The sequence below is a fragment of the Nonomuraea spiralis genome, assembly GCF_014648435.1.
In the GTDB taxonomy this organism is placed as follows: Bacteria; Actinomycetota; Actinomycetes; order Streptosporangiales; family Streptosporangiaceae; genus Nonomuraea; species Nonomuraea spiralis.
In genome coordinates this window covers 135,153-147,568 of the sequence record NZ_BMRC01000024.1, presented here as the reverse complement: position 1 = coordinate 147,568, position 12,416 = coordinate 135,153, and the positions used below count along the sequence as shown (strand labels likewise).

At 66.0% G+C, this 12,416-nt stretch carries 12 protein-coding genes; all 12 read left to right on the top strand.

What is annotated here, in order from left to right; genetic code table 11:
* Window positions 1-224 (top strand): hypothetical protein (locus IEZ27_RS40595; RefSeq protein ID WP_189652110.1); only part of this gene is annotated, 224 nt, incomplete at its 5' end.
* 17 nt (window positions 225-241) lie between these two features.
* Window positions 242-4,117 (top strand): DNA-directed RNA polymerase subunit beta', encoded by a 3,876-nt coding sequence (locus IEZ27_RS40590; RefSeq protein ID WP_189652109.1) that lies wholly within the window; start codon window positions 242-244, stop codon window positions 4,115-4,117.
* A 575-nt stretch (window positions 4,118-4,692) separates the two neighbouring features.
* Window positions 4,693-5,067 (top strand): 30S ribosomal protein S12, encoded by a 375-nt coding sequence (rpsL, locus tag IEZ27_RS40585; RefSeq protein ID WP_020542315.1) that lies wholly within the window; start codon window positions 4,693-4,695, stop codon window positions 5,065-5,067.
* A gap of 2 nt (window positions 5,068-5,069) precedes the next feature.
* Complete coding sequence (gene rpsG / locus IEZ27_RS40580; RefSeq protein WP_043623423.1) at window positions 5,070-5,540, top strand: 30S ribosomal protein S7; 471 nt, start codon at window positions 5,070-5,072, stop codon at window positions 5,538-5,540.
* A gap of 90 nt (window positions 5,541-5,630) precedes the next feature.
* Window positions 5,631-7,679, top strand: coding sequence for an elongation factor G (gene fusA / locus IEZ27_RS40575; RefSeq protein ID WP_229824779.1), 2,049 nt, complete (start codon window positions 5,631-5,633; stop codon window positions 7,677-7,679).
* Window positions 7,680-7,790: 111 nt separating this feature from the next.
* On the top strand, window positions 7,791-8,984 hold the full coding sequence (tuf, locus tag IEZ27_RS40570) for an elongation factor Tu (protein WP_125644684.1): 1,194 nt from the start codon (window positions 7,791-7,793) through the stop codon (window positions 8,982-8,984).
* Between the two features lie 254 nt (window positions 8,985-9,238).
* Window positions 9,239-9,547 (top strand): 30S ribosomal protein S10, encoded by a 309-nt coding sequence (gene rpsJ / locus IEZ27_RS40565; RefSeq protein ID WP_012887830.1) that lies wholly within the window; start codon window positions 9,239-9,241, stop codon window positions 9,545-9,547.
* A gap of 14 nt (window positions 9,548-9,561) precedes the next feature.
* Window positions 9,562-10,215: a 50S ribosomal protein L3 gene (gene rplC, locus IEZ27_RS40560; RefSeq protein ID WP_189652107.1), complete on the top strand. Its 654-nt coding sequence runs from the start codon at window positions 9,562-9,564 to the stop codon at window positions 10,213-10,215.
* Window positions 10,212-10,862, top strand: coding sequence for a 50S ribosomal protein L4 (rplD, locus tag IEZ27_RS40555; RefSeq protein ID WP_189652106.1), 651 nt, complete (start codon window positions 10,212-10,214; stop codon window positions 10,860-10,862). The genes rplC and rplD overlap by 4 nt, the downstream gene beginning before the upstream one ends.
* A complete protein-coding gene (rplW, locus tag IEZ27_RS40550; protein ID WP_125644678.1) occupies window positions 10,862-11,164 on the top strand; it encodes a 50S ribosomal protein L23 in 303 nt (100 codons plus the stop codon). Before rplD ends, rplW begins: the two co-directional genes overlap by 1 nt.
* Before the next feature lie 106 nt (window positions 11,165-11,270).
* Entirely contained in the window at window positions 11,271-12,107 is an 837-nt protein-coding gene (gene rplB / locus IEZ27_RS40545; protein ID WP_125644676.1) for a 50S ribosomal protein L2, read from the top strand.
* 11 nt (window positions 12,108-12,118) lie between these two features.
* On the top strand, window positions 12,119-12,397 hold the full coding sequence (gene rpsS / locus IEZ27_RS40540; protein WP_030451498.1) for a 30S ribosomal protein S19: 279 nt from the start codon (window positions 12,119-12,121) through the stop codon (window positions 12,395-12,397).
* Window positions 12,398-12,416: the final 19 nt, after the last annotated feature.

The window sequence follows — 12,416 nt, the reverse complement described above, 5'->3', positions numbered from 1 at the left end:
ACGAGGCGATCGTCAAGGGCGAGAACATCCCCGAGCCGGGTATTCCGGAGTCCTTCAAGGTCCTCATCAAGGAAATGCAGTCGCTGTGCCTCAACGTCGAGGTGCTGTCCAGCGACGGCATGTCCATCGAGATGCGCGACACCGACGAGGACGTCTTCCGCGCGGCGGAGGAACTCGGTATCGATCTGTCCCGGCGTGAGCCGAGCAGCGTGGAAGAAGTCTGAGGGGGAGATCGCACACAATGCTAGACGTCAACTTCTTCGACGAGCTCAGGATCGGTCTTGCGACCGCCGACGACATCCGTCAGTGGTCGCACGGCGAGGTCAAGAAGCCCGAGACCATCAACTACCGGACTCTCAAGCCGGAAAAGGACGGACTCTTCTGCGAGAAGATCTTCGGTCCGACCCGCGACTGGGAGTGCTACTGCGGCAAGTACAAGCGCGTCCGGTTCAAGGGCATCATCTGTGAGCGCTGTGGCGTCGAGGTGACCCGGGCCAAGGTGCGTCGTGAGCGGATGGGCCACATCGAGCTGGCCGCGCCCGTCACGCACATCTGGTACTTCAAGGGCGTGCCGTCCCGCCTCGGCTACCTGCTCGACCTGGCCCCGAAGGACCTGGAGAAGGTCATCTACTTCGCGGCGTACATGATCACGCATGTCGACACCGACATGCGTGAGCGTGACCTGCCCTCGCTGGAGGCGAAGATCTCCGTCGAGCGGCAGCACATCGAGCAGCGCCGTGACGCCGACGTCGAGGCCAGGCAGAAGAAGCTCGAGTCCGACCTGGCCGAGCTGGAGGCCGCCGGCGCCAAGGGCGACCAGCGGCGCAAGGTCCGCGAGGGCGCCGAGCGCGAGATGCGTCAGCTCCGCGACCGTGCCCAGCGTGAGCTGGACCGGCTCGACGAGGTCTGGAGCCGGTTCAAGAACCTCAAGGTCCAGGACCTTGAGGGCGACGAGCTGCTCTACCGCGAGATGCGCGACCGCTTCGGCCGCTACTTCAAGGGCGGCATGGGCGCGCAGGCGATCCAGGACCGCCTGATCAGCTTCGACCTCGACGCCGAGGCCGAGAACCTGCGCGAGACCATCCGCAGCGGCAAGGGCCAGAAGAAGGCCCGCGCCCTCAAGCGGCTCAAGGTCGTGTCGGCGTTCCTGAACACGACCAACTCGCCGCGCGGCATGGTGCTCGACTGCATCCCGGTCATCCCGCCGGACCTGCGCCCGATGGTGCAGCTCGACGGTGGCCGGTTCGCGACCTCCGACCTCAACGACCTGTACCGCCGGGTCATCAACCGGAACAACCGCCTCAAGCGTCTGCTCGACCTCGGCGCGCCCGAGATCATCGTGAACAACGAGAAGCGGATGCTCCAGGAGGCCGTCGACGCGCTGTTCGACAACGGCCGTCGCGGTCGTCCGGTGACCGGCCCCGGCAACCGGCCGCTGAAGTCCCTCAGCGACATGCTGAAGGGCAAGCAGGGTCGTTTCCGCCAGAACCTGCTGGGCAAGCGAGTCGACTACTCCGGCCGTTCGGTCATCGTCGTCGGCCCGCAGCTCAAGCTGCACCAGTGCGGTCTGCCCAAGCAGATGGCGCTGGAGCTGTTCAAGCCGTTCGTGATGAAGCGGCTCGTGGACCTCAACCACGCGCAGAACATCAAGTCGGCCAAGCGGATGGTCGAGCGCGCCCGCCCTGTGGTGTGGGACGTGCTCGAAGAGGTCATCACCGAGCACCCCGTGCTGCTCAACCGCGCTCCGACGCTCCACCGCCTGGGCATCCAGGCGTTCGAGCCGCAGCTGGTCGAGGGCAAGGCCATCCAGATCCACCCGCTCGTCTGCACCGCCTTCAACGCGGACTTCGACGGCGACCAGATGGCCGTGCACCTGCCGCTGTCGGCTGAGGCCCAGGCCGAGGCACGCATCCTGATGCTCTCGACCAACAACATCCTCAAGCCGGCCGACGGCAAGCCCGTGACGATGCCCACCCAGGACATGGTCATCGGCCTCTACTGGCTGACCACCCACAAGGAGGGCGCGACCGGCGAGGGCCGTGTGTTCGGCTCGATCGCCGAGGCGCAGATGGCCTTCGACCGCCGCGAGCTGGAGATTCAGGCGAAGATCCAGATCCGGGTCAAGGACGTCCTGCCGCCGCGCGACTGGGTCGCTCCCGAGGGCTGGGAGCAGGGTGACCCGATCCGTCTGGAGACGACGTTCGGGCGGTGCCTGTTCAACCAGACGCTCCCCGAGAGCTACCCGTTCGTCAACTTCCAGGTGGGCAAGAAGCAGCTGTCCACGATCGTGAACGAGCTGGCCGACACCTACCCCAAGGTCGACGTCGCCAACTCGCTCGACGCGCTCAAGGACGCGGGCTTCCGCTGGGCGACCCGTTCCGGCGTCACGATCTCGATCGAGGACGTCGTCGCGCCGCCGAACAAGACCGACATCATGGAGAACTACGAGCGCCGGGCCGACAAGGTCCAGCGCGAGTACGAGCGTGGTCTGATCACCGACGAGGAGCGCCGTCAGGAGCTCATCGAGATCTGGACCCACGCCACGGCCGACGTCGAGACCGACATGGTCAACGCCTTCCCGGCGACCAACCCGGTCTGGATGATGGTCAACTCGGGCGCCCGTGGTAACAAGATGCAGGTCCGGCAGATCGCCGGTATCCGCGGCCTGGTGTCCAACACCAAGGGTGAGACGATCCCGCGGCCGATCAAGGCCTCGTTCCGCGAGGGCCTGTCGGTGCTGGAGTACTTCATCTCCACCCACGGTCAGCGGAAGGGTCTGGCCGACACCGCCCTGCGTACCGCCGACTCGGGTTACCTGACCCGTCGTCTGGTGGACGTGGCCCAGGACGTCATCGTGCGTGAGATCGACTGCGGCACCGACCGCGCGGTCCCGCTGCACGTCGGCGAGCGGGACGCGTCGGGCAACCTGGTCAAGGCGGAGAACGCCGAGTCCAACGTGCACGGCCGCATCCTGGCCGAGGACGTCGAGGTCGACGGCAAGGTCATCGCTTCGGCGGGTGTCGACATCAACGACATCCACGTGTCGAAGCTGGTCGAGGCCGGCATCGAGACCGTCCGCACCCGCAGCGCGCTCGTCTGCGAGGCCAAGATCGGTGTCTGCGCGACCTGCTACGGCCGCTCGCTGGCCACCGGCAAGCTCGTGGACGTCGGCGAGGCGGTCGGCATCATCGCCGCCCAGTCGATCGGTGAGCCCGGCACGCAGCTGACCATGCGTACGTTCCACACCGGTGGTGTGGCCGGCGCGGACATCACCCACGGTCTGCCCCGTGTCACGGAGCTGTTCGAGGCGCGCATCCCCAAGGGTGTCGCCCCGATCTCCGAGGCCGAGGGCCGGGCCCGGATCGACGAGACCGACAAGACCAGGAAGATCGTCATCACTCCGGACGACGGTTCGGAGGAGATCGCCTACCCGGTCTCGATGCGTTCGCGCCTGCTCGTCCAGGACGGTCAGCGCGTCACGGTCGGCCAGCAGCTGATCGCCGGTGCGGTCAACCCCAACGAGGTGCTGCGCATCCTCGGCCCGCGGGCCGTGCAGCTGCACCTGGTGGCCGAGGTCCAGCAGGTCTACCGGTCGCAGGGTGTGTCGATCCACGACAAGCACATCGAGATCATCGTGCGGCAGATGCTCAAGCGCGTGAACGTGCTGGAGTCCGGTGACACCGACCTGCTGCCCGGCGAGCTGGTGGAGCGTCCGCGCTTCGAGCAGATGAACCGGGAGACGGTGGCCGAGAGCGGCTCGCCGGCCGCGGGCCGTCCGGTGCTCATGGGCATCACGAAGGCGTCGCTGGCCACCGAGTCGTGGCTGTCGGCGGCCTCCTTCCAGGAGACGACCAGGGTGCTGACGGACGCGGCGATCCACGCCAAGTCCGACTCGCTCCTGGGCCTGAAGGAGAACGTCATCATCGGTAAGCTCATCCCGGCCGGTACGGGCATGCCCCAGTACCGCAACATCCGGGTCGAGCCGACCGAAGAGGCCAAGGCAGCCATGTACACCGTCGGCGGTTACGACGGTTCGGCGGCCGACTACACCTTCGGCACCGGCAGCGGCGAGGCCGTTCCGCTGGAGGAGTACGACTTCGGTCAGTACAACCGGTAACGAATCTCAGGCGACGCGCCCGGGTCTCTCTTCCGAGAGGCCCGGGCGCGGTGCTTTTGTGGCCCTACGCGCTGCCGTGGTGCCCTCAGACGCCGTACGGGGCGGGGGCCGTCCAGGGAGACGGGGGCTGAGCCCGCCGGCGGTGGGCCGCCGTCACGGCGCGCTGTGGGCCCGGCTCCGCGGTTCCCCGGCGAATCGTCACACGTCGGTCCGCAGGGCGGGTATCATTGCCGCGGCGCTTCGGATGGGCTGGATAAGACAGGCCCCGGTGACACGGAGCGGTGATGCCGAGCAGGTGTTGCCGTGCCGTTTTGACGTGTCGGCTGGGCCTGGGTAGTCTTGAGCATCGTGCCCGTCTCTAGCGGGCTTTCGGCTGTGCGCTCACATCCATAGGGAGAGCGTCGGCTGGACTCTCAGCTCGCAAGTCCTCGCGGCCGTGTCTGTGTGAACAGCGCGACACGCCCGAGCGCGGGGGCGCCGAGACGAGGAAAAACAGCAGGTCATGACACCGGCAGAACCTGCGAAATGCAAGACCCAATGACGTAACACCGGCCAAGGCACGAAACGGAGTGGCAGTGCCCACTATTCAGCAGTTGGTCCGCAAGGGCCGGCAGGACAAGGTCTCCAAGACCAAGACTCCTGCCCTCAAGGGGAGCCCGCAGCGGCGCGGTGTGTGCCAGCGCGTGTACACCACGACCCCGAAGAAGCCCAACTCGGCACTGCGCAAGGTGGCCCGCGTTCGGCTCACGAACGGCATCGAGGTCACGGCTTACATCCCCGGTGTGGGCCACAACCTCCAGGAGCACTCCATCGTGCTCGTGCGTGGCGGTCGTGTGAAGGACCTGCCTGGTGTTCGCTACAAGATCATCCGCGGTTCGCTCGACACCCAGGGTGTCCGCAACCGCAAGCAGGCCCGCAGCCGCTACGGCGCGAAGAAGGAGAAGAGCTAACTATGCCTCGTAAGGGTTCTCCTGGCCGTCGTCAGCTCATGTCTGACCCGGTTTACAGCTCGCCCCTGGTGACCGCCCTGATCAACAAGGTCCTCCTGGACGGCAAGCGTTCCATCGCGCAGTCGATCGTGTACGGCGCCCTCGAGGGCTGCAGGGAGAAGACGGGCAACGACCCGGTCGTCACCCTCAAGCGAGCGCTTGACAACGTCAAGCCGACTCTCGAGGTCCGCAGCCGCCGTGTCGGTGGCGCGACGTACCAGGTGCCGGTCGAGGTGCGCGCCGCGCGCAGCACTACCCTGGCCCTGCGTTGGCTGGTGCAGTACTCCCGCGCCCGCCGCGAGAAGACCATGACCGAGCGCCTCATGAACGAGCTCCTCGACGCCAGCAACGGCCTTGGGGCGAGTGTCAAGAAGCGCGAGGACACCCACAAGATGGCCGAGTCCAACAAGGCCTTCGCCCACTACCGCTGGTAACCCGGCGGGTTCGACGAGACGACGAGGACGCGAGTTAAAGTGGCCGCTACGACCGCTCTAGACCTGGCCAAGGTCCGCAACATCGGGATCATGGCCCATATCGACGCGGGCAAGACCACCACGACCGAGCGCATCCTGTTCTACACCGGCATCAACTACAAGATCGGTGAAGTCCACGAGGGCGCTGCCACCATGGACTGGATGGAGCAGGAGCAGGAGCGCGGCATCACGATCACGTCTGCCGCGACGACCTGTGAGTGGACCGGTCACACGATCAACATCATCGACACTCCTGGCCACGTCGACTTCACGATCGAGGTGGAGCGCTCGCTCCGCGTCCTCGACGGTGCCGTCGCCGTGTTCGACGGTGTCGCCGGTGTCGAGCCGCAGTCGGAGACGGTGTGGCGGCAGGCTGACCGCTACGAGGTCCCGCGCATCTGCTTCGTGAACAAGATGGACCGTGTCGGCGCGGAGTTCCACCGCTGCGTCGAGATGATGGTCAGCCGCCTGGGCGCGACCCCCGCTGTGATTCAGCTCCCGTGGGGTGTCGAGGCCGACTTCAAGGGCGTCATCGATCTCATCAAGATGAAGGCGCTCATCTGGAGCGCCGACGCGGCCAAGGGCGAGATGTACGACACCGTCGACATCCCGGCCGACCACGCTGACGCCGCCCGCGAGTGGCGTGACCGTCTCATCGAGACGGTCTCCGAGAACGACGACGAGCTGATGGAGCTCTTCCTGGAGGGCACCGAGCCCACCGAGGAGCAGCTGGTCGCGGCCATCCGCCGCGCCACGCTGAGCAGCGCCATCAACCCGGTGCTCTGCGGTACCGCGTTCAAGAACAAGGGCGTTCAGCCCCTGCTCGACGCGATCGTCGCCTACCTCCCCGCCCCGACCGACATCCCGGCCTTCAAGGGCCACGCGGTCGGCAACGAGGAGAAGACGATCGAGCGTCACGCGGACCCGACCGAGCCGTTCTCCGCGCTGGCCTTCAAGATCGCCAGCGACCCGCACCTGGGCAAGCTCACCTACATCCGCATCTACTCCGGCACGCTCGACACCGGTTCACAGGTCGTGAACTCGGTGAAGGGCAAGAAGGAGCGGATCGGCAAGATCTACCAGATGCACGCCAACAAGCGCGAGGAGCGCCCGCAGGCGATCGCCGGCCAGATCGTCGCCGTCATGGGTCTGAAGGACACCACGACCGGCGACACCCTGTCCGACCCGTCGAACCCGGTCGTGCTCGAGTCGATGACGTTCCCGGCTCCGGTCATCAACGTCGCCATCGAGCCCAAGACCAAGGGCGACCAGGAGAAGCTGTCCACCGCCATCCAGCGGCTGGCCGAGGAGGACCCGTCCTTCCAGGTCCGTCGTGACGAGGAGACCGGTCAGACGGTCATCTGGGGCATGGGCGAGCTTCACCTGGAGATCCTCGTCGACCGTATGCGTCGCGAGTTCAAGGTCGAGGCCAACGTTGGCCGCCCGCAGGTGGCCTACCGCGAGACCATCCGCCGCAAGGTGGAGAAGGTCGACTACACCCACAAGAAGCAGACCGGTGGTTCCGGTCAGTTCGCGCGGGTGATCATCGACCTGGAGCCGCTGGGCGAGGGCAACGACGGCTACGAGTTCCAGAACAAGGTCTCGGGTGGCCGCGTCCCGAGGGAGTACATCCCCTCGGTCGACGCCGGTGCCCAGGAGGCCGCCGAGTTCGGCGTGCTGGCCGGTTACCCGATGGTGGGCGTGAAGGTTACGCTGACCGACGGTGCGGCCCACGACGTCGACTCCTCGGAAATGGCGTTCAAGATCGCCGGCTCGATGGCCTTCAAGGAGGCCGCGCGCAAGGCGGACGCCGTTCTTCTCGAGCCGATGATGGCCGTCGAGGTCACCACGCCCGAGGACTACATGGGTGACGTCATCGGTGACCTCAACGGTCGCCGCGGGCAGATCCAGGCGATGGACGAGCGGGCCGGCGCCCGAGTCGTCCAGGCGCTCGTGCCGCTGTCTGAGATGTTCGGCTACGTGGGTGACCTGCGTAGCAAGACGCAGGGGCGCGCGAGCTACAGCATGCAGTTCGACTCCTACGCGGAGGTGCCCCCGGGCATCGCCAAGGAGATCGTCGCGAAGGCCCGGGGCGAATAACTTCCCGGTCCCTGGCGGGGTGGTGCGAGCCACCCCGCCGCCTAGGGGTCTGGGATCTCCCGGGCCCGAGTGTGTAGACGAAAGTCAGTCAGATTCTCAAGGAGAGAACCAGTGGGCAAGGCCAAGTTCGAGCGGACTAAGCCGCACATGAACATCGGCACCATTGGACACATCGACCACGGCAAGACCACGCTGACCGCGGCGATCACCAAGGTGCTTCACGACCGTTACCCCGAGCTCAACAAGGCGACTCCGTTCGACAAGATCGACAAGGCGCCCGAGGAGAAGGCTCGCGGTATTACGATCTCCATCGCGCACGTCGAGTACCAGACCGAGAAGCGTCACTACGCTCACGTTGACTGCCCCGGTCACGCCGACTACGTGAAGAACATGATCACCGGTGCCGCTCAGATGGACGGCGCGATCCTCGTGGTCGCCGCCACCGACGGCCCGATGCCGCAGACGAAGGAGCACGTCCTCCTGGCCCGCCAGGTCGGCGTCCCCTACATCGTCGTGGCGCTGAACAAGTCCGACATGGTCGACGACGAGGAGATCCTCGAGCTCGTCGAGCTGGAGGTCCGTGAGCTCCTGTCCGCGCAGGAGTTCCCCGGCGACGACCTGCCCGTCGTCCGCGTCTCCGCCCTCAAGGCTCTCGAGGGTGACGAGAAGTGGGCCGACAGCATCATCGAGCTGATGAACGCGGTGGACGAGAACGTCCCCGAGCCTCCCCGTGACACGGAGAAGCCGTTCCTCATGCCGGTCGAGGACGTCTTCTCGATCACCGGTCGCGGCACCGTCGTCACCGGTCGTATCGAGCGCGGCATCGTCAAGGTCAACGAGCAGGTCGACATCATCGGCATCAAGCCGGAGAAGACGACCACCACCGTCACCAGCATCGAGATGTTCAACAAGATGCTCGACGAGGGTCACGCCGGTGACAACGCCGCCCTGCTGCTCCGCGGCATCAAGCGCGACGACGTCGAGCGCGGCCAGTGCATCATCAAGCCGGGCACGACCACCCCGCACACCGAGTTCACCGGCCAGGTCTACATCCTGTCCAAGGACGAGGGCGGCCGCCACACGCCGTTCTTCAACAACTACCGCCCGCAGTTCTACTTCCGTACGACTGACGTGACCGGTGTTGTGAACCTCCCCGAGGGCACCGAGATGGTCATGCCGGGCGACAACACCGAAATGCGCGTTGAGCTGATCCAGCCCATCGCCATGGAGGAAGGCCTCAAGTTCGCGATCCGTGAGGGTGGCCGCACCGTCGGCGCCGGCCGGGTTGTGAAGATCCTCAAGTAGCTTGACCGTCGGGGCGGCGGTCGGCCCCGGAGTTCGGGACCGACCGCCGTACCGCGTCAACGGCCTCGCGTAAAGCGCCGTGATCCAGCAGTGGCTTCGGCCAGAGTGACCGAAGTAACTGCCGGATCACGGAAGAAAAGACAGATCGACAGTGTCTGTCTCGTGGGGTCAAGCAGGCTTCGACCTGCAGCAACATAGCGGCACAAGGCCGCACGATACTTTTTCAGACGACAGCGAAGGACACCGAGGCCACTATGGCGGGACAGAAGATCCGCATCCGGCTTAAGGCCTATGACCACGAGGTCATCGACAGCTCGGCCAAGAAGATCGTCGAGACGGTGACGCGGACTGGCGCGAAGGTCGCGGGCCCGGTGCCGCTGCCGACCGAGAAGAACGTGTACTGCGTCATCCGCTCGCCGCACAAGTACAAGGACAGCCGCGAGCACTTCGAGATGCGCACGCACAAGCGGCTGATTGACATCATCGACCCGACCCCCAAGACGGTTGACTCGCTCATGCGGCTCGACCTCCCCGCGGGTGTCGACATTTCGATCAAGCTCTGAGGGAACGCACTGACATGGCTAAGACGATCAAGGGCGTCCTGGGCAAGAAGCTCGGCATGACCCAGGTCTTCGACGCGGACAACCGGATGGTTCCGGTGACCGTGGTCGAGGCCGGTCCGTGCGTGGTGACCCGGGTCCGTACCGCTGAGAAGGACGGCTACTCCGCCGTTCAGCTCGGCTTCGGGCAGGTCGACCCCCGGAAGGTCAACAAGCCGCTCGGCGACTACCTGCGTAAGCACGACATCACCCCGCGCCGTTACTTCGCGGAGATCCGCACCGACGACGCGAGCGACTACACCCTGGGCCAGGAGCTGCTGGCCGACACCTTCGAGGCCGGCCAGTTCGTCGACGTGACGGGCAAGAGCAAGGGCAAGGGCTTCGCCGGTGTCATGAAGCGGCACGGCTTCGCTGGTCTGGGCGCGTCGCACGGTACGCAGCGCAAGCACCGCTCGCCGGGTTCCATCGGTGGCTGCGCCACCCCGGGCCGCGTATTCAAGGGTCTGCGCATGGCTGGTCGGATGGGTAACGTCCGCACCACCGTGCAGAGCCTGAAGGTTCACTCCGTTGACGCCGAGAAGGGCCTCATCCTCATCAAGGGTGCGATCCCCGGCGCGAACGGCAGCCTGGTCCTCGTCCGCACCGCTGCCAAGAAGGGGGCTGCCAAGTGAGCACCACTATTGACGTCCTCGACGCCAGCGGCGCCAAGGCCGGCACCGTCGAACTGCCCGAAGACGTCTTCGGCACGACGGTCAACGTTCCGCTGATCCACCAGGTGGTCGTGGCCCAGCTCGCCGCTCGTCGGCAGGGCACCCACAAGGCCAAGACCCGTGGCGAGGTCCGCGGCGGCGGCAAGAAGCCGTACCGCCAGAAGGGCACCGGCCGCGCCCGTCAGGGCTCGACCCGCGCGCCGCAGTTCACCGGCGGTGGCACCGTTCACGGTCCCGTGCCGCGTGACTACTCGCAGCGCACGCCCAAGAAGATGAAGGCCGCCGCCCTGCGCGGCGCGCTGTCCGACAGGGCCGGTGGCGGTCGCGTCCACGTGGTCAGCACGCTGGTCGCGGGGGAGACCCCGAAGACCAAGGCTGCCCTGGAGGCCCTGCGCAAGATCACCCAGGCTCCCCGCGTGCTCCTCGTCGTTGACGAGGGCGACGAGCTGACCTGGATGAGCCTGCGTAACGCTCCCGAGGTCCACTTGCTGGACGCCGGGCAGCTCAACACCTACGACGTGCTCGTGCACGACGACGTGGTCTTCACCCAGGAGGCGTACGACCAGGTCGTCGCGCGGCTGAGCCAGGGCGGGAAGGAAGACGCCTGATGGAGAAGATCGCCGACCCGCGCGACATCATCATCAAGCCGGTCGTCTCTGAGAAGAGCTACGGCCTGATCGATGAGAACAACAAGTACACGTTCCTGGTGCGGAAGACCGCGAACAAGACCCAGGTCAAGATCGCCGTTGAGCAGATCTTCGGGGTCAAGGTCACCAGCGTGAACACCATCAACCGGCAGGGCAAGCGCAAGCGCACCCGTACCGGTTTCGGCAAGCGTCCCGACACCAAGCGTGCCATCGTGAGCCTGGTCGAGGGCGATCGGATCGACATCTTCGGTCAGATCGGCTAGCAGCGCCATAGATAGGAAGCGGGCCGAAAGGCCTGCGAGGGACGAGACCGTCGCATTTCGGTGCGGCGGGCTCGCCCATGTAACCGACGAAGGATGAACGAAAAAGATGGGCATCCGTAAGTACAAGCCGACGACCCCGGGTCGCCGCGGGTCGAGTGTCTCGGACTTCTCCGAGATCACCCGCAGCACGCCCGAGAAGTCGCTGCTTGCGCCCCTTCACAGCAAGGGCGGCCGAAACGTACACGGCCGGGTGACCGCACGCCACCAGGGCGGCGGACACAAGCGCGCCTACCGGATCATCGACTTCCGTAGGCATGACAAGGACGGCATTCCGGCGAAGGTCGCTCACATCGAGTACGACCCCAACCGCACCGCCAACATCGCTCTGCTCCACTACGCCGACGGTGAGAAGCGCTACATCATCGCGCCGACCGGCCTCAAGCAGGGCGACCGAATCGAGAACGGCCCCGCTGCCGACATCAAGCCGGGCAACTGCCTGCCGCTGCGCAACATCCCGACGGGTACCTTCATCCACGCGGTGGAGCTCCGTCCGGGCGGCGGCGCCAAGCTCGGTCGCTCCGCGGGCGCCCAGATCCAGCTGCTCGCCAAGGAAGGCCAGTACGCCACCCTGCGTATGCCGTCCGGTGAAATGCGCATGGTCGACGTGCGCTGCCGGGCGTCTGTGGGCCAGGTCGGCAACGCCGAGCAGGCCAACATCAACTGGGGCAAGGCCGGCCGTATGCGGTGGAAGGGCAAGCGCCCGACCGTCCGCGGTGTCGCCATGAACCCCGTTGACCACCCGCATGGTGGTGGTGAGGGCAAGACCTCCGGCGGTCGCCACCCGGTGAACCCCAAGGGCAAGCCCGAGGGCCGCACCCGCCAGGCCAACAAGTCCAGCGACCGGCTGATCATCCGTCGTCGGAGCAAGAGGAAGAAGCGGTAGGAGCAGCCGAAATGCCACGTAGCCTTAAGAAGGGTCCCTTCGTGGACGACCACCTTCAGAAGAAGGTGGACGCCCAGAACGAAAAGGGCACCAAGAACGTCATCAAGACGTGGTCGCGGCGCTCCATGATCGTTCCCGACATGCTCGGGCACACGATCGCCGTGCACGACGGCCGCAAGCACGTCCCGGTGTTCGTCACCGAGTCGATGATCGGTCACAAGCTCGGAGAGTTCGCCCCCACGCGGACGTTCCGCAGCCACGTCAAGGAAGACCGGCGCAGCCGGCGATAGACGCCTTCAGAAGCATTTA